The organism is Rugosimonospora africana, from assembly GCF_016862975.1.
In the GTDB taxonomy this organism is placed as follows: Bacteria; Actinomycetota; Actinomycetes; order Mycobacteriales; family Micromonosporaceae; genus Rugosimonospora; species Rugosimonospora africana.
Window position 1 is genome coordinate 50,793 of the sequence record NZ_BONZ01000088.1, and the last position, 17,441, is coordinate 68,233.

Annotated in this window: 16 protein-coding genes; 5 read left to right on the forward strand and 11 right to left on the reverse strand. The window is 69.3% G+C overall.

From position 1 onward, the window contains the following. Positions 1 to 380: 380 nt before the first annotated feature. Positions 381 to 2,774: an endolytic transglycosylase MltG gene (gene mltG / locus Raf01_RS40840; protein ID WP_203923501.1), complete on the forward strand. Its 2,394-nt coding sequence runs from the start codon at positions 381 to 383 to the stop codon at positions 2,772 to 2,774. Positions 2,775 to 2,901: 127 nt separating this feature from the next. Here mltG and Raf01_RS40845 read toward each other — a convergent pair whose 3' ends face one another. Continuing rightward, positions 2,902 to 4,035, reverse strand: a complete 1,134-nt coding sequence (locus tag Raf01_RS40845; protein WP_203923502.1) for a glutathione-independent formaldehyde dehydrogenase — start codon at positions 4,033 to 4,035, stop codon at positions 2,902 to 2,904. A gap of 187 nt (positions 4,036 to 4,222) precedes the next feature. Here Raf01_RS40845 and Raf01_RS40850 point away from each other — a divergent pair, with 187 nt between their 5' ends. Continuing rightward, complete coding sequence (locus Raf01_RS40850; protein WP_203923503.1) at positions 4,223 to 5,314, forward strand: DMT family transporter; 1,092 nt, start codon at positions 4,223 to 4,225, stop codon at positions 5,312 to 5,314. 49 nt (positions 5,315 to 5,363) lie between these two features. Further along, entirely contained in the window at positions 5,364 to 6,575 is a 1,212-nt protein-coding gene (locus tag Raf01_RS40855; protein WP_203923504.1) for an MFS transporter, read from the forward strand. A 9-nt stretch (positions 6,576 to 6,584) separates the two neighbouring features. Here Raf01_RS40855 and Raf01_RS40860 read toward each other — a convergent pair whose 3' ends face one another. The 4 genes from Raf01_RS40860 to Raf01_RS40875 form a co-directional block, all read right to left on the reverse strand. Then, on the reverse strand, positions 6,585 to 7,445 hold the full coding sequence (locus tag Raf01_RS40860; RefSeq protein ID WP_373319736.1) for an endonuclease/exonuclease/phosphatase family protein: 861 nt from the start codon (positions 7,443 to 7,445) through the stop codon (positions 6,585 to 6,587). Positions 7,446 to 7,611: 166 nt separating this feature from the next. Next, on the reverse strand, positions 7,612 to 8,469 hold the full coding sequence (gene ligD / locus Raf01_RS40865) for a non-homologous end-joining DNA ligase (RefSeq protein ID WP_203923506.1): 858 nt from the start codon (positions 8,467 to 8,469) through the stop codon (positions 7,612 to 7,614). Further along, positions 8,466 to 9,407 (reverse strand): non-homologous end-joining DNA ligase, encoded by a 942-nt coding sequence (gene ligD, locus Raf01_RS40870; RefSeq protein ID WP_203923507.1) that lies wholly within the window; start codon positions 9,405 to 9,407, stop codon positions 8,466 to 8,468. Before ligD (Raf01_RS40870) ends, ligD (Raf01_RS40865) begins: the two co-directional genes overlap by 4 nt. After that, positions 9,404 to 9,994, reverse strand: coding sequence for a DNA polymerase ligase N-terminal domain-containing protein (locus tag Raf01_RS40875; RefSeq protein WP_203923508.1), 591 nt, complete (start codon positions 9,992 to 9,994; stop codon positions 9,404 to 9,406). The genes ligD (Raf01_RS40870) and Raf01_RS40875 overlap by 4 nt, the downstream gene beginning before the upstream one ends. Positions 9,995 to 10,333: 339 nt before the next feature. Here Raf01_RS40875 and Raf01_RS40880 point away from each other — a divergent pair, with 339 nt between their 5' ends. Together Raf01_RS40880 and Raf01_RS40885 are read left to right on the forward strand one after the other, a co-directional pair. Next, positions 10,334 to 11,695: a PLL family lectin gene (locus Raf01_RS40880; RefSeq protein WP_203923509.1), complete on the forward strand. Its 1,362-nt coding sequence runs from the start codon at positions 10,334 to 10,336 to the stop codon at positions 11,693 to 11,695. A 183-nt stretch (positions 11,696 to 11,878) separates the two neighbouring features. Next, positions 11,879 to 12,472 (forward strand): hypothetical protein, encoded by a 594-nt coding sequence (locus tag Raf01_RS40885; protein ID WP_203923510.1) that lies wholly within the window; start codon positions 11,879 to 11,881, stop codon positions 12,470 to 12,472. Here Raf01_RS40885 and Raf01_RS40890 read toward each other — a convergent pair. The 6 genes from Raf01_RS40890 to Raf01_RS50165 form a co-directional block, all read right to left on the reverse strand. After that, positions 12,442 to 13,404 carry an AraC-like ligand-binding domain-containing protein gene (locus tag Raf01_RS40890; RefSeq protein ID WP_203923511.1) on the reverse strand — a complete coding sequence of 321 codons (963 nt, stop codon included), beginning with the start codon at positions 13,402 to 13,404 and terminating at the stop codon, positions 12,442 to 12,444. The two genes, Raf01_RS40885 and Raf01_RS40890, sit on opposite strands and share 31 nt — an antisense overlap. Before the next feature lie 180 nt (positions 13,405 to 13,584). Then, positions 13,585 to 14,226: a LysE family translocator gene (locus Raf01_RS40895; RefSeq protein ID WP_203923512.1), complete on the reverse strand. Its 642-nt coding sequence runs from the start codon at positions 14,224 to 14,226 to the stop codon at positions 13,585 to 13,587. Between the two features lie 162 nt (positions 14,227 to 14,388). Next, positions 14,389 to 14,598 carry a hypothetical protein gene (locus tag Raf01_RS40900; protein ID WP_203923513.1) on the reverse strand — a complete coding sequence of 70 codons (210 nt, stop codon included), beginning with the start codon at positions 14,596 to 14,598 and terminating at the stop codon, positions 14,389 to 14,391. 244 nt (positions 14,599 to 14,842) lie between these two features. Next, positions 14,843 to 15,613: a dienelactone hydrolase family protein gene (locus Raf01_RS40905; protein ID WP_203923514.1), complete on the reverse strand. Its 771-nt coding sequence runs from the start codon at positions 15,611 to 15,613 to the stop codon at positions 14,843 to 14,845. A 247-nt stretch (positions 15,614 to 15,860) separates the two neighbouring features. Next, positions 15,861 to 16,556 (reverse strand): recombinase family protein, encoded by a 696-nt coding sequence (locus Raf01_RS50160; protein ID WP_239134349.1) that lies wholly within the window; start codon positions 16,554 to 16,556, stop codon positions 15,861 to 15,863. 11 nt (positions 16,557 to 16,567) lie between these two features. Further along, positions 16,568 to 17,110 (reverse strand): serine integrase family protein, encoded by a 543-nt coding sequence (locus Raf01_RS50165; protein ID WP_239134350.1) that lies wholly within the window; start codon positions 17,108 to 17,110, stop codon positions 16,568 to 16,570. Positions 17,111 to 17,441 lie beyond the last annotated feature (331 nt).

Consider the following 17,441-nt stretch of genomic DNA (forward strand, 5'->3'; position numbering starts at 1 on the left):
CGACCGGCGCACGCATCCCCGCCACCGCCGGACCGGTCTGCCCGGGCCGCAGTCGGCTCGCCCGGGGTCGCGGCCGGTCTGCCCGGGCCGCGGCCAGTCGGCGAGTGGCCGGGCCACCACCGGGCGCCTGCGCCCGGTCACCGCGCCGTCACCCAGGGATTACCGGGACGGGTCGCGCTCCGCATGGCTCGAACACCGCCGCCCTCTGGGCTGGCTAGACCACGGCGTCAGACGATAGTGTCAGCGAACTGTGATTGATCAGGTAGCCCTTAATCAATGACCGAGGCTGACTCGAAGGGCGCAGGAGTGGGCGCGATGAGCGGGCGCGGCGAGCACATCGGCCTTGTCGCCTGGTCGGTCTCGGGGGAGCGGACTCACGCATGACGGACTGGCGCAACCAACCCTACGACGACGGTCGAGGTCGCCAGCGAAGGCAGCGTTCCGAATCGGACCGCGGGCACGGAGACTGGCGCGACCCGCGGGACGGCGCCGAGCCGGCCGGGTACCCCGAGCGGGGTTACGACGCGTACGCGCCGGCATCGCACGGTGAGGACAGTGGCTTCGCGCCGAGCTTCATCGAGCGCGGCTTCGACGACGACCCCGCGCCCCGCCAGCGTCGCGGCGTCTGGGGCCGCCGCGGAAACCCGGCCGCGGCCACCGATGCCGGTGCCGTTCCCGGCCCTTCTGACGTTGCCGGCCACCCTGCCGCTGCCGGCCCTCCTGGCGCCGGCAACGCGCCCGAGCACCCCAGCGGCGCCTGGGGTCCACCCGAGGAGACCGGTCAGCGCGGCGCCGGCCGCGGCGACGCCGGATTCCGGCGGGGCATGCCGGAGACCGGTGGGCTCGCCGACCGCCAGGGCTCGCCGGCCCGCGGCCCCGAGCCCCGGGGCAGTGCGCGTCGCGACGGGTACGACAGCGGGTATCGCGATCGCTACGACGAGTCCGGGTATGCTCCCGCCGGCCACGAAGGCAACGGCTATCCGGGGCCCGGTCGCGAGACAGCGGCATACGCCGACACCGGCTATGCCGACACCGGCCATTCAGGCACCGGTTATGCCGGCACAGGCTACGGCGACACCGGCCATGGCGGCCCGGGTTACGACGACAGGCACCGGGGCTCCCGCTACGGCGAGCCGGGCCATGCCGACCGAGGCTACGCCGCCCAGGGCTACGCCGCACCGGGCCAGGCCGCCTCGAGCTACGCCACCCCGGGTTACGCCGACCCGGGCCAGGCCGCCTCGGGCCAGGCCGCCTCGGGCCATGCCGACCCTGGTCATGACGACCGGTATCCCGGCCGCGGTTATCAGGATCCCGGTTATCAGGATCCCGGGCACCAGGGTCCCGGCTACCGGGAACCGGCCGATCGGAACCGCGGCTACCAAGAGCCGGGCTACCAGAGTCCCGGCTACGACGAGCGTGGCTACGACAGCGCCGGTTACGGGAGCACCGGCTACGACGACGGCTATCCCGGCGCCGGACCCGACGACCGGGGTTACGACCGCTCCGACCGCGACCACAGCCGGCTCCGCAACGCCGTCCGCCGCCGCGACGACACCGGCGCCGCCCGCCGTGGCGACGAAAGCTATGCCGCCCGCCGTGGCGACGAGAACTACGGCGCCCCGGACCAGGGGGTCGACGACGAGAAGCCGGGCAAGCCACGCGGCAAGCGCCGGGTGGTGCTGGCGTTCGTCCTCGTCCTGGTCGTCGGCTTCGCCGGAGCCATCGGCCTCGCCGGTTTCCGGTTCTACCAGAGCCACTTCGCGATACCCGACTACGCCGGTTCCGGCAACGGAACCGTGGAGGTCGTCATCAACTCCGGCGACACCGCGACGGTGGTCGGCACGATGCTGACGAACAAGGACGTGATCAAGAGCGTCAAGGCGTTCATCCAGGCGGCGGCCACCAACCCAGACAGCGTGAAGATCCAGCCGGGTGCGTACAACCTGCACCAGCGGATGAGTGCCGCCAAGGCGCTGGACATGCTGCTGGCGCGGAACTCCGACGGCGCTCTCGTCAACCTCGCGCCGGGCATCACGATCACCGAGGGCATGATCTCGGTCGATATCTTCGAGAAGTTGCACGAGAAGACCGGCGTTCCGTTGGCCGACTTCGTCGCGGCGGCGAAGGATCCGGTGTCGCTGGGTGTTCCGTCGTCGTGGTACACGCGCGACGACGGCAAGAAGCCGATCGTCTCGATCGAGGGTTTCCTGTTCCCGGACACGTACACGTTCACGCCGGGGGAGACGGCGAAGCAGATGCTGAGCGCGATGGTGAAGGAATTCATGGACGCGACCGGCCCCAGCCAGTTGAACGTGCAGGCCGGCGCGAAGACGTTGGGCATGACGCCGTACGAGGCTCTGATCACCGCGTCGATCGCCCAGGCCGAAGCACAGTCCAAAGAGGACATGGCCGGCGTCTCCGAGGTGGTCTACAACCGGATCTACCGCCCGGGCGGCGGTGACTCCGGATCCACGCTGTCCATCGACAGCGAAGTCAACTACTGGCTGCGGATCACCGGGCACTCGGCGCAGGAGTCCGAAAGCCTCACGGTGTCCCAGTTGACGAGTCCGAAGGACCCCTACAGCACCCACCTGAATCCCGGACTGCCACCCGGTGCGATCAGCAACCCGGGCAAGGACGCGCTGACCGGTGCCCTGCACCCGGACACCACGAAGCGGCCCTACTACTACTGGCAGACGCTGACCGGCAGCCCGAAGGTGGTATACGCGAAGACCGCGCACGAGGCGTGCGCGCAGCGTCACGCCAGCTGCTGACCGCGGCACGGCCGGCCGGCGCGAACGAGCTGGCCGGTGCGACAGAGCCTGGCGGGTGCGACAGAACGGGGCCGGTGCGCGGCCGGTCCGGGCGGCCGGACGCGCACCGGCGAAAGCGAGGCCGAGGTCACGGATTCAGGACCACCTTGGTCCAGCCGTCCTCGCGGTTGTCGAAGTGCCGGTAGGCGTCCGGCGCGTCGTCGAGACCGAGATTGTGGGAGACCAGGAACGACGGCTGGGCGCGGTCGGCGGCGATCAGGTCCCGCAACTGCCGGTTGTAGCGCTTGACGTCGGCCTGACCGGAGCCCATCCGCAGACCCTTCTGGAAGAACAGCCCGAGGTCGAGGGCCACCTCGCCGTCGCGCATCAGGCTGTCGGGTGACTGCGGGTCCTGCGGGACGAACACCCCGACGACACCGAGCGCGCCGGTCGCCCGTACCGACCGGATCAGGTTGTTCATCGTCTGGTTGGGCCGCTCGTTCCCGTCGGGGTCATGGGCCTGCCAGCCCACGCACTCGCAGCCCTTGTCGGCTCCCTCGCCGCCGGTCTGGTCGAGGACCTGCTCGACCGGGTCGCCGAGGCCGTCGTCGACCGGTATCGCGCCGATCTTGTCGGCCAGCGCGAGCCGGTCGGGCTGGCGGTCGACGACCATGACCTTGCTCGCGCCGCACAGCATCGCGGAGTACGCGGCCATCAGGCCGACCGGTCCGGCGCCGTACACCACGACCGAGTCGCCGGTGGACACGCCGGCCAGTTCGGTGGCGTGGTACCCGGTGGGCCAGATGTCGCTCAGCATCACATAGTCGTTCTCCTTCTCCCGCGCGTCGGGTGGCAGCCGCAGGCAGTTGACGTCGCCGTACGGGACGCGCAGCAGTTCGGCCTGTCCACCGCTGTACGGGCCCATGTCGGCGTAGCCGTACGCGCCGCCGGCGAAGCCCGGGTTCACGGTCAGGCAGTAGCCGGTGAAGCCGCGTTCGCAGTTCCTGCAGAAGCCACAGGCGACGTTGAACGGCAGGCAGACCATGTCGCCGACCTTGACCCGGTCGACGGCCCGGCCGACCCCGACGACTTCTCCGAGGTTCTCGTGGCCGAGCACCGTGCCCTGCTCGACGCTGGTGCGGCCTTCGTACATGTGCAGGTCGGAGCCGCAGATGTTGGTACTGGTGATCCGGACCAGCACATCGGTGGGGCGTTCGATTCTGGCGTCGGGAACGTCGCGTACGGCCACATCTCGGGGGCCTTGGTAGATGAGTGCTCGCATACTTCCCCGCCTACCCACTCCGGCCGTCGGATGAATCACGGAAGTCCGTCTTCGGCCCGCTTTCACGCTGCGTGTTGACATCGATGCGCACAGAGCTGTCGATGCCGCCCGTCGCCCCGGTTTCGTGGGCGGACGGGCCGGGTAGGCCGTGCTACTGAGGGCTACTGAAGCGCTCACCCGGAAGGAATTGAGGAACTGGAGCGATCAGACGGACGGAAGGAGCGGACCGATCCCCGCCATCAAGCAGACGAACACGGCGCAGACGAACACCGAGCAGACCAACACCGCGCAGACGGGCGGCCGTACCGAACGTGGGCTGGCCGGCACGCGGTTGCCGGCGCCGGTCGCGATGGCCGCCGGCGCGCTGTGCGTGTCCTTCTCCGCGATCCTGATCGAGCTGGCACACACCACGCCGGGAACCGCGTCCTTCTACCGCTGCGCGCTCGCGCTGCCGCTGCTGGTCGGCCTAGCCCTGGCGGAGCGTCGCCGGGGCGGCGGTCTGACCGGTGGGCAGTGGATCGCCGTGGTGGTCGCCGGGGCGATGTTCGCCGGCGACATGCTGCTGTGGACCCAGGCGATCCTCGAAGTCGGTGCCGGCCTGTCGACGGTACTCGTCAACGCCCAGATCATGATCGTGCCGCTGCTGGCCTGGAGCGTGGACCACGAGCGGATCGCCCGGCGCTTCGTGCTCTCGCTGCCGGTGATGCTGGCCGGGATGCTGCTGGTCGGAGGCGTGCTGGAAAACGGCGTGCCCGGCAGCGACCCGACCTGGGGCACCGTGCACGCGGTACTGGCGGCGGTGTGCTACTCGATGCTCCTGTTCCTGTTGCGCCGGGTCGGTCAGGATCGCGTCGGCCAGGCGAAGGCCGGCGGCACCCCGGAACACCAGCGGGGCCGGGCGGTCCAGGCATACTGCGGGGTCATCGCGGTCTCGGCGGTGGTGTCGCTGGTCGCGGGGGCGTTGTGGCACGGCGTGTCGATGGCTCCGGGGTGGGCGGCGATCGGCTGGCTGGCGCTGGTCGCAGTGGTGGGTCAGGTGGTGGGTTGGCTGCTGGTGGCGCTGGCGGCGCCGCGCCTGCCCAGCGAGGTGGGTGCGGCACTGCTCATGCTCACCCCGATCGGCGCGCTCGTGCTCGGCGCGGTGGTACTCGGAGAACGCCCGTCGGTTCTGCAACTGGTCGGCTCGGTGCTCATCCTGGCCAGTGCCTACGCGGCGTCGAGCCGGTCCAACCCGGTCGCGCTGATCCGCCGGTGGACGCACTCGCCGGCGGCGGGTTGACGACGCGGGGCATCGGGTACGCGGTCAGCGGGGAGTGATAGTCGTGAGAATGTTCGGTGCTACCGAAGAACGCGAAGCCCCACCCGCCGGCCAGCGGGCATCGTGGCCGTTCTGGCTGCTCGGCACGGGAATCTTCGTGATGCTGCTCAGCGCCAACCTGCCGACGCCGCTGTACTCGGTGTACCGGGAACGGTTCGGCTTCTCCGGTGCGGTACTCACGCTGATTTTCGCCACCTACGCCATTGTGCTGGTGCCCTCACTGCTGGTGTTCGGCCAGCTGTCGGACAGCATCGGGCGCCGGCGGGTGATCGCGCTCGGACTGGCCGTGGCCACCGTCGCCATGGTGCTGTTCGCGCTCGCCCGGGGGACCGGATGGCTGTTCGCCGCCCGGGCCGCCCAGGGGCTGGCGGTCGGTGTCATCACCGGTACCGCCACGGCCGCCCTGGTGGAGCACGAGCCGGACGGGAACCAGGGACGCGCGGCCCTGGCGGCCACCCTGGGCCAGGCCGGCGGCGGCGCGGCGGGGCCGGTCCTCGCCGGGGTACTGGCCGAGTGGGCCCCCGCGCCCCGGGTGCTGTGCTACCTGGTCGGCGCCGCGCTGACCGCGGTGGTGGCGGTGGCGACGCTGCGGGTACCCGAGCCACCCGTTCCTGGCGGCCGGTGGCGCCCGCAGTGGCCGTCGGTGCCCCGGGAACGGCGATCGGAGTTCGCCCGGGCCGGGTTGACCGGCGGCGCGGTGTGGGCGGTGGGTGCCCTGTTCCTGTCGGTGGTGCCGACCTACGCCGGGACGGTGCTCAAAACACACGACCTGGCGCTGCTCGGCGCGGTGACCGCGGTGATGCTCGGTACCGCGTGCGTGGCCCAGGTCGTGTCGCTGCGTGCCGGTCTGCGCTCGGCGACCGGGCAGCTGATCGGCCTTCTGGTGCTGATCGCTGGACTGATCGCCCTGGTGGGCGCGTTCCCGCCCCGATCGCTGCCGCTGCTGCTGATCGCCGCAGTGCTGGCCGGTACCGGCCTCGGGTTGGGTTTCATCGGCGCGCAGACCCAGGTCAACCACCTCGCACCCCAGCAGCGGCGGGGTGAGGTGACCGCGGCGTTCATCACCTGCGTGTACCTCGGGGTGACGGTCGCCGCCGTCAGCGTCGGGCTGCTCAGCGACGTGCTGTCACTGTTCGCCGGGGTGAGCGTGGTCTCCGTGGGCATCATCGCGGTGGCCGCGGCGACCGCGGTCTGGCACGCGAAAGGGTACCGACACGCCTGAGGTCCCCGGTCACGCCCACGTGCCCGGTGGGTGGTGTGGCAGCCGGAGGTCGGCGCAGACACCGAAGTGGTCGCTGGCCCACACCCCGTCGACGGGCTCGGTGAAGATGAGGCGGCAGTCGGCGACGTCGAGCAACGGGCCGTGGGGCCCGCCGCGGACCATGGCGTAGTCGATGCGGCGCCCACGCTCCAGGGGCATCTGGCCGGCGCGGACCAGCGGGTTGTGCGGCGTGAAGGTGTGCCCCGCCTCGTCCGGGTGGGCGGCCGCCCAGGCGTCTTCGTAGCGCACGCTGACGCCGTCCAGCGACTGCCGCCCGGTCAGGAACCGGATGCTGGCCGCGTCCGCGTCGGCGTTGAAATCGCCGAGCAGGACGACCGGACGCTCGGGGCGAGGGGCGACGAGCCCCTCGACGAATCGGGCGGTCGCCACCGCCTGCTGCTCGCGGGCACGCTCGAGGTCCTGCTGGTACGTGCCTCGGTGATGGACCACGAGCACGGGGCCCAGCGGCGGGGGGAGGAGCACCTCGGCGGCCAGCGCGGTGGCCCGGACGGACTCGTGCGAGGATCCGGCGATCGGCAGGTCCAGCGCGGCGACCGCGCCCAGCGGCCAGCGGCTGGCCAGAGACTCACCCGCGCCGGTCGGCGACTGCCCGGGCAGGTCGACGACCGTGAACTCCGGGCCGAGCAGGTGGCGCGCCTGGTCGAACCGCGGGCCGCGGGTGACCTCCTGCACGGCGACGACGTCCGGGCGCAGCCCGAGCAGCCCCCGCCGGAGCACCTCCTGCCGCCGCCGGCCCTCCGCATCGCTCAGGGTCAAGACGTTCAGGGTGGCCACACGTACCCGTGAGGCTCGGTCGGCGGGGCGGGTCACTTCATGCCGAGGGCGCGGGCCAACTGGGCCTTGCTGACGTTCTTCGTGGCGGCCTGTGTCTGCTTCCTGGTAGCCATACCGGGCGGATACCCAGACACCGTCGCCGTTACGCCTCGGCGCCGATCGACCGCCATCGCGGCGGTGCCGTCAGATCGCGGCGGTGCCGTCAGATCGCGGCGAGGCGCCTGCGGATGGCGGCGACCGACGGGCCGCGGCGCGGGAAGTCGGCCCACGGGTCGTCGCGGTCGAGGACGGTACGGATGGTGTAGGTCCGGGCGGTCAGACCCCGGTCGTCCAGCTCGTCCCAGTGCAGCGGGGTGGCGACCGGAGCGCCACGCAGGGGACGGACGGCGTACGGCGCGACGGCGTGCTGCGCGTACCCGTTGCGCAGGGCGTCGACGTACAGCTTGCGCCCGCGGTCGGCCTTGCGGGCCGCCGTGGTCAGCGCGCGTGGCTGCCGGTCGGCCAGGGTGCCGGCGAGGTCGCGGGCCAGCGCCAGCACGTCGCCGACGTCGTCGCGGCCGGCGATCGCGGCGGTCACGTGCAGGCCACGCGAGCCGGTGGTCATCACGAACGGGTCGAGCCCGACCTCGGCGAACAGCTCGCGCGCGGCCAGCGCGGCCGAGCGCGCGGCGGCGAATCCGGCCGGTGGGTCGAGGTCGAGGATCAGCCGGTCGGGCCGGCGCGGGCTGCGGGCGCGGGCCAGCCAGGTGTGCAGGGTGATCGCCGCCTGGTTGGCGAGATAGCGCAGCGTCGCCGCGTTGTCGCAGACCAGCATGGTCACTTCGCCGCCGCCGACCTTCGGCACGGCGGCCCGGTGCACGACGTCCGGGGCGTCGGCCGGCACCTGCTTCTCCATGAAGCCGCCGTGGTCGATACCGTCCGGGAAACGCTGCCGGGCCAGCGGCCGACCGCGCAGGTGCGGCAGCATCCGCCGGGCGACGGCGTCGTAGTAGTCGGCCAGGTCGGCCTTGCTGACGCCGGGAAACAGCAGCTTGTCCGGGCGGCTCAACGCGATGGTCATCGACCCGGCCTCATCGGCAGCTCGCGGATGACGGCGCGCGGCGACTTGTCCCGGCGTAGCCCCATGAACCGGGGATGGCGCAGCCGCCCGTCCCTGGTCCATTCGGTGAAACCGATCTGGGCGACCAGCTTGGGCCGGATCCAGTGGCTGCCGCGCTCGCGCACCGGGTCCCGGAACGGCGACGAGGTGGTGGCCAGGGCGTCCATCCGGGTCCGCAGCGCGGTCAACGTCCGGTGGTCGAAGCCCGTGCCCACCTTCCCGGCGTAGCGCAGGTCGTCGCCGTCGTACACCCCGACGAGCAGGGCGCCGAAGCCGTGCCGGCTGCCGGCCGGATCGGTGAAGCCGCCGATGACGAACTCCTGCTCGGCCACGCACTTGAACTTGAGCCAGTCGGTCGACCTGCCGTGCACGTACGGCCCGTCGGCCCGTTTAGCGATGACGCCCTCCCAGCCTCTGCGGCAGGCGTCGGCGAGCATCGCCTCGCCGTCGGTGTTGCGGTGCGTGGTGTAGCGCAGCGGTCCGCCGAACCGCACCGCGGCCCGCAGCCGGCGCTTGCGTTCCCGCAACGGCGACGCGGTGAGGTCCTGCCCGTCGAGGCTGAGCAGGTCGAACAGGTAGAAGTACACGGCGACGCCGGACTCCTCCGCCTGTACCGGGTCGGTGAGGCCGATGCGCCGTTGCAGCCGCTCGAAACTCGTCCGGTTGCGGTCGAACGCGACCACCTCACCGTCGACCACGAAGTCGCCGCGCTGCTGGCGAAGCGCCCGGACGAGTTCCGGGTAGGTGCCGTCGAGCACCCGGCCGGTCCGGGAGCGCAGGGTCGCCACTCCGCCGCTGCGCGTACCGATCACCCGTTCCCCGTCGAGCTTGCGCTCGAAGATCCAGCCCGGATCGGAGAAGTACCGGTCGGTGAGTGTGGCGAGCATCGGCGCGGTCATGACGCCTGCTGGCCGATCTGGTGCATGGTGCGGCCGCTGATCGCCGACTTGGTGGCCGACCTGACCGGGATCCGCCGGGTGCTGGCCGCGTCGTCCTTCCGCTTGACCAGCAGCCACTGCTGCCGAGTGCCGGCGCCGGTGCGGGTCAGCGCGAACTCGCCACGCAACTTGGTGCCGTCCAGTTCGAACGTGAGGTGTCCGGCGGCGAGCGCCTCACCGGCGCCGCGCGGCTGTCCCTTGTGGACGGTGGTGTTCCGGTACGTGCCGGTGTCCCAGACCATCACCGTGCCACCGCCGTACTCGCCGGTCGGGATGACGCCTTCGAAGTCCGCGTACTCCATCGGATGGTCCTCGGTGCGCACGGCGAGCCGCTTGTCGGCCGGGTCGATCGACGGTCCCTTGGGCACGGCCCAGGACACCAGTACTCCCTCGATCTCCAACCGGAAGTCGTAGTGGTCGCTGGAGGCGGCGTGGTGCTGGATCACGAAGATCGGCTCGCCCTCCGCGCGGCGCCGGGACCGTGAGCGGCCACGCGGCTCACCGGTACGGGTGAAATCGCGTTTCCTGTCGTATTCGCGCAGCGCCATGCCCGACACCTCCAACCAGAGGTCGTACCCGGGGCGGGCGGGCGCAAACACCCCCGTCCGCCCCGACAGGCCGTCGCGCGGGCAGTGGCCCGGGCGAGCAGTCGGGCGGGTCGCGGCAACGGCCGGGCGTTGCCGCGTACCGCTAGCTCCACAGTGGACGGTGCGCAGGTGTCCGCCGTGCCCACAGGTGCCGGTGGCGGTCGGGTGTAAGCGAAGTGTAATCGGCCCCAACCAGGATGTGGTGCGCGTCGCGGGCCCGGTCTTGTGTGCGATCTCCTCAGGTCGGCCATGCCCGTTCGGCGTGCGTTTTCCAACCTACGACGGAGGGTGCTGATGTCCATGCGACGACGGTTATTGCTCGGGATTCTCGGTGGGGCGTTGATGGCGCTGGGCCTCTGGCCGGCGTCGGCGGCGCACGCCGATTCGGCGGTCGGCGGACCGATCCAGCGCAGCGAGGTGATCAGCCGGGCGCACTTCTGGACCAGCCAGTATCTCGAGTACGACCAGGGTGGCCAGGCGAAGGATCCGCAGGGCCGCCTGTACCGGACCGACTGCTCGGGATTCGTCTCGATGGCTCTGCATCTGAGTTCCAGCCTGGTCACCCAGGAACTGCCCAGTGTCGCCACTCAGATCAGCCGGAGCAACCTGCAGCCCGGTGACTTCCTCGACTACACGGCCGACCACGTGATCCTGTTCGACCACTGGGAGTCCGACCACGAGCACTTCTGGTACGACACCTTCGGCGCGACGCCGCCACACGCGGCGGAGGCCGACATCGACGACTCGTACATCGACGGTTGGCCCAACGGCGACTATGTCGCGTACCGGTACGACAACATCCGGGACGACAGCAATCCGGAGGTGGGTCGGGCGCATGCGGTGTCGATCGCGGGTGGGCAGCTCTATCACACGGTTCGGAATGTCGATGGTACGTGGACGGGTTGGCAGCCGTTGGACGCTGGTGGTTTGAGTGGTGCCGGTGCGGCGACGTCGGTGACCGACGCGACCGATGGTTCGGGCAATCTGCAGGTGGTCGCGGTTATCGGCGGGACGATCTATCACCGGATCCGGTATACCGATGGTTCGTGGTCGGGGTGGGGGAGCCTCGGGCCCGGCACCCAGGTGTCGGCGTCGATTGACCGGCGTGCGAATGTGCTGCATCTGGCGGCGGTGATCAACGGGACGATCTATCACCGGATCCGGTGGGCGGATGGTTCGTGGTCGCCGTGGGCGAGCCTGGGTGCTGGTACCGGGGTGTGGATTTCGGTGGATCAGGCGCACAACGTGGTGCAGATGCTGGGTCTGGGAGTCAACGGTACGACGGGCAGCTTGTATCACCGGGTCCGTAACGCGGACGGTACCTGGACCGGCTGGGGGTTGGTCGACGGCAGTGGTTCGGTCACCTCGGCGGCGGCCACGGCCGACGACAACGGGAACCTGCAGGTGTTGGAGGTGTCCGGCGGGGCGATCAATCACCGGATCCGTTACTCCGATGGCACGTGGTCGGGGTGGGGCGACGCCGGCAACGGCGCGTCCGCGGTGGCCGGCAGCGTGAACTTCACCTGGAACGACATGCAGACCATGGTGGTCGCGGGTGGCACCGTCGAGCACCGGGTCCGTAACGCCGACGGTACCTGGACCAACTGGGCGGTCGTCACCCCGCCCGGTACGGCCACGGCCATCGCCATCTCGGTCGTCTGACCGAGCGCACCCACGAACTTCCAACTCGACGGCGCCCCCTGCACCACCGGTTGATCCGGCGGCGCGGTCGCACCACCCGCCGACCCGCGGTCGGTCCACCCGGTACCCGCCGGGTGGACCGATCGCACCGCAACGCCGGCCCGGGGACGCCCTCGTGTTGACGACGGCGGCGAGCATGGGCGCATGAGGACCGACGAGGTCAGGCTGCTCGATGGCGAGAAGATCCGGTGGGAGGGGCGCCCGGTCGCCCGCCATGTGTGGCGCCTCTACCATCGGCGGGTCAAGGTGAGCTACGGAACGAGCATCGTGCAGAGCGCGGCGGGCCTGCTGCTCCTGCTGTTCACCGGCTTCTTGCCGCCGGGCTTCGTGCCGATCTGGATCCTGGTCGTCGTGTGCGCAAGCATCGGCCAGCTTGTGTTCCGGGCCATGGCGTTGAGCCGCACCCGGTATGTGCTGACGGATCGTCGGATACTGGTCATCAAGGGGTTCCCGCTCACTCGGGTCACGTCCCGGTACCTGCGCCAGCTTCGCCCCGCGATCGCCGCGGAAGGGCGTGACGGGACCGGGAATCTGGCGTTCGGCGAGTTCCCGCCATGGTGGTACGGGCACGTGAGAATGCGGAGGCGAGAGGAAGAGCACGCGGCCAACCTGCTGGTGCTATACAAAGTTCCGGAGATACGTAAGGTCTTGGAGTCGGCGTCGAGCCTGGCGGATGTCGTTGGCTGTGAACGCAGTGTTATTGGATTTCAGCGCAGTTGTCGACGCTGGTGGCGATAGTCGCCGGGGGGCATCCCGTACTCTCGGCGGAAGGCGCGGCTGAAGCCTGCGGCGTCGGTGAAGCCCCACCGTGCGCCGATCGCATGTACCGGTCGGGAGTCGCTGGCGGGATCGGCCAGGTCCTGGCGGCAGCGCTCCAGCCGCCGGCTCCGAATCCGCCCCGACACGGTCAGCCCCTGGCTCTGAAACAGTAGCTGCAGGGAACGGATGGAGATCTGGTGGGCGGCCGCGATGACAGCCGGGGTAAGTCCCGGATCACCAACTCGCTGTTCGATGAAGTTGAAGACTCTGGTCGGAAGCAGCTGCTGCCGGGATTCCCGAGCCATGGCGGGCTCGTCGAGCTGACTGGCGAGGAGACAGGTGAACAGGTCGACGACCACCGTGGTCAACCGGGCACCCTCGACGGGAGTGAGCTCGTGCGCCGAAGCCATCAACTGCCCCACGAAACTCGTCACCAACGACCCGAGACCACGCCGGGCCGGCATGGGCCTGGCCAGTGCGCGATCCCGCAGGCGTGGCCGCGACGGTAGCTGGTTCTTCGAGACCTGGATGACCATATGCTCCAGCGGAACGTCGTTGACGGCGACGGCGGGCAGAGACGTGTCCAGGAGCACAAGCTCACCCTTGTCGACGAGGACCTCGCGCCCTACCTGGTCGAATCCGACCCTGCCGCCGAGGGTCACTGACACGAAATAGAGTTCCGGATCTGACCGGCGGATCAGCTTCGCCGTCCGGCTCGCTCGGATCGGCGGATAGGTCAATACCGACGCCTGTACGGAGCCGAGGTCAATCAGGTTGATAGCCGCCGCGAAGTCCTCCGCGTTGTCGGTACTGACGGTCGTGTTGACGTGGGCCTTGGCCGTCATCTCGTGCCAAGCGGCGAAACGCTCGCGCCCAGGAAGATCGGCAGTACGGAACTGAGTGACCTGCATGCCCGCACCTCCCTGGCGGTTGGAGATCCCGCGCGCTGCCGATCAGGATCGAGACCACTCTATCGATACGACTCAAGGGCTCTGTGCGGATCCGCTGTCACCACTGAGCCACAAGCGGCGTTGCTCGGTCCACTCATCGGTCTGCCCGGTCCGGCAGCTTGGCAATCAACGCCGGAAGTCTCAGTCGCGTCGTCCGGTCAGCGCCAGACGCACCCCTAAGCCGATCATGACGAGACCGGCCGCTCCGCCGATGACTTCGAGACGGCGCCGTGACCTTCCCAGCCATAGCCGTGCGGTACCGGCAAACAGCGCCCAGACACTGTCGGATACCAGCGCGATGGCAACGCAGACGAGCCCCAGCAAGAACATCTGAAGCCAGACACGGCCGGCAGCGGGATCGACAAACTGCGGGAGGATCGCCGCGAACAGAAGGAAGCCCTTGCGATTGCTGACTCCGACTACCACACCTTCGGTGAAGATCCGCCGCATGCTCTTGCCTGCCATGGTGCTGTCCAACGCGGTACCGAGCGCTCCACGATGCCGGAAAGCTTGGATCCCCAGGTAAACGAGGTACACAGCCCCGACGAGCCTGATGACGTTGTAGACAAGGATCGAACCTTCCACCAGTGCGCCGAGACCGACGGCGACGGCAGTGACTTGGACGACGAGTCCAGCCTCATTGCCCGCGACCGTGACCAGAGCGGCCCTCCTTCCAAGGGAGACACCACGGCTTACCACAAAGAGGACACTTGGCCCCGGAACAGCGATAATCGCCAGCGCGACGACGAACAGCGCAGCAACCTGATGAGGATCGATCAGCATCTAACGAACACTAGTCCAAGCGGCCACGCATATTCTCCGCACCCGACTCGCAGCGGCGGGCACGGCTGCGCCGGCGGTGCCCGCTCCCTGGACGGCACCAGACCATGCCGACCCAGCCAAAGAAAAGAAGTAGCCACACCGGGCTCCCGGCGGGACGCCGTGTCACATGACGTCCCGCAGCGCCCGCGCAATCACTCGAAGCATCGGGTACGCACCGAGAGACGCCTCCCAGAATCGTGACCCGCTGCCGAACAGCCCGTCGGCGTACGGGATGCCGAATTCGGTCGCGAACGGCGCGTCGGAGTCGTCCGCCCAGATCCGCGCGGCTTGTCCTTCGCGAACGGTCGCGTCCGTGGCGACGCGCCGCAGCAAAGCGCGGAAGGTGGTCCGCTCCGGCTCATCGAGGGCAGCGAGCAGTTCGTCCTCGGTCCGGCACAGCCGCTGGTTCAGCTCTGCGAGCCACTTCGGCGGATTGGGTGCCGTGAAGCAAGACCGACTACGGCATAACGATCGCCGCAAGCAACAGCTAGTGTCGCGTGTCTCAAGTGACCGAGGTGCAGGGTCGACGCCTCGGCGGCCGACCCCCTACGGCTATTAAATTTGCGGCGGATTGCACCTAGAAGGCGGGTGACTGCGCACCGATGCTTTCGCTGAACAAGTCGAGAACCGCCAGCCATGCCCGCGCGGCGTGAGCGGCGTGGTAGCCCACGCCGGGCACGGTGGGGTTGAGGTGGTCGCTGCCGCCGGTAGGTGACCCATCAGGTTGAGTCGGAGCGGCCCAGAAGGCGTGTTTGGCTCCGCCATAAATGTGTGCCCGCCAATCGACGCCAGCGTCCTGGAGCGCGCTGCTGAACGTCAGAACTTGAGCGGGAGTACAGATCGGATCTTCGGAACCCGTGCAGAGCAGGAAGGTCCCACCGGCATTCGTCCAGTCCTCGGCGCGCGGGGTTGGCAGGCCGGGGTGGATTACGGCGAGCGCTTTGAAGGGCACTCCCGTCCTGGCGAGTTCCAGCACGATTCGACCGCCGGCCCCGTAACCGAGCGTGGCTAGCTGATTGTGGTCGGCGCCGGGTTCAGCGAGTAGCACGTTGAGCGCGGCTTGGCCGATGGTCAGCATGCGGGCGGGGTCGGTCATCAGCGGCAGGACCCGATCCAGCATCCCTTGGGGCTCGCCGAAGAACGTCCGGCTGCCGTGGTAGTCCATTGCGAAGGTCAGGTAGCCGTGTTCGGCGAGGTCGTCGGCTCGGCCGCGTTGATAGTCATCGAGACCGACTCCGTCGTGTCCGAGAAGCACGGCCGGCCATGGCCCACCGCCCTCTGGCCGCGACATGTGACCGACCATCGTCAGTCCGTCGATGTCATACGTGACTTCCCGCGTTGTGGTCACGAGATCGATACTAACCAGGTTGTGTGCATTGTTGGACTGCGTACGCTCTGAGCCAAATCTGGATGTGGAGTCGTCCAGGTCGTCGGCTCCGATCTCGGCCGGACGTCCCGGATATGTGGACGATATGGGGCCGACACGGACCCGTGTGAGGCCAACAGGTGCGGTAGTATCTGTGCGTGCGCACTCAAAGTGCGCACGCATGCGGGGCGTGAGGGTTCTCGGACACGTTAACCCCCACGGACGCGCCTCATGATCGATGAGCCTGTCCGGTGGGGGCTTCTGCTGGTAGGCACTGGTGCAGGATCGCCGTAGCCGGATTTCTCGCCGCCCGGGTGGAGGCCCCTTTGATGGTAAGGGTTCCGCCGATCATGCAGCTGACCTGGGCATCGTGTTCGAGCATGGCGTCAACCACGCCGTGAGGGTTGTCCGCAGAAACGCCTAGCCAATCGGCGAGCTGTTCGATCGCTTTGCTCTCGTGGATGTAGACGGTCCGGGGACGCTGCGCGTCGGGAGTGTCCGCGGCCCGGGTCCGGGAACCGTGGCGGCAGCGGTACGCGGCATGGTGGTGGAGCCAGTGTGAGTCGAGGATCCGCCCGCACTCGTGGCAACGGATCAACCCGGCGAGCAAGTACCGTTCGTCGCTGCCGTCTTCCGGCATCGCGGTGGCGCTGGTCAGTTGCGCGGCGACGAAGTCCTCCTCGCTGACCAGGGGTGGATGCGCGCGTTTGACCCACTGCTGCACCAGGTTCCAGCGGCGTGCCTCGGACTGGCCGAGCAGGTCGTCGGCGGCGTCGAGCGGGCCGCGGTCGGTGCGTTGCCGGTTCCATACCTGACGGCCTGTGTAGCGTGGGTTGGCCAGGATCGCGGCGACCGGGCGCAGGGTCCAGCCGGCACCACTGCGGTGCGGGTTGCGCTCCGGGTCGGCCCGGGATGGGCAGGCCACACCCCGATCGTTCAGCTGCCTAGCGCGATGCCCGCGACGCTGCGGCCGGCCAGTCGTTGGGCGAACATCCACTGCACGTGCGGAGCGCTCGTAGGCTCGGGCTCCAGACGCTGTGCCCGGCGCCCCCACTTCGCATGGCCGGCGTTGGGGTGCGGGCCGGCGTCGACGAGGCGATAGCCGTAGGGTGGCCGACCGCCCAGATGGCGACCCTGCTCGATCACCTGGGCACGCATCGCCGCCTTCGACCGGAACCGGGACCGCTGTGCCTCCCGCCGCGAGTGCACACCGAGCAGGGCCAGCAGCGACACGTGCAGCTCGTTGGTAGCGTCGACCGGGCCGTTGAGCTCGGGCAGCCACAGCTGCACGCCGTAGAGTGCGAACGGCGGCGCGAGCTGCTTGTACTGGTCGCCGTAGAACGCCCGCTCGAACTCGCCCACCACGATCGCGTCGAACCCACGATCCGGATCGGCCAAAGCGGCGAGCAGTCGCGCGGCCTGCGGACGCTGAGACCAGGGCAGTTGACGAGAGCAACCAACATCAAAGAACTTCGCCACGAGCGCACCGCGACCGTCGACCAGCTCATCGGCGAAGTCGTGCTGCCACCGGGCCGAGGAGAGCTGGTCCTGAAACTCTTAAGTGGACATCCGCCCGTAGAACGCGAACCGTAAGCCCAGCGGCTTGCTGCCCGGTCGACGGGACCGGCGACGTCCCTGACGATCGGGCTGCCGTATCCAACAGCTCAGCAGGTCAGGGCCCTCGACCTCCGATGTGCACCGCATCTTTGCGGCCTCTCAATTGAGCGTAGCGGGAACGTTGGCATCCATTGAGATACAACGATTGATAGCATCGCTGGATACGTCGCGACGGCAAAGATCGCTGACACGT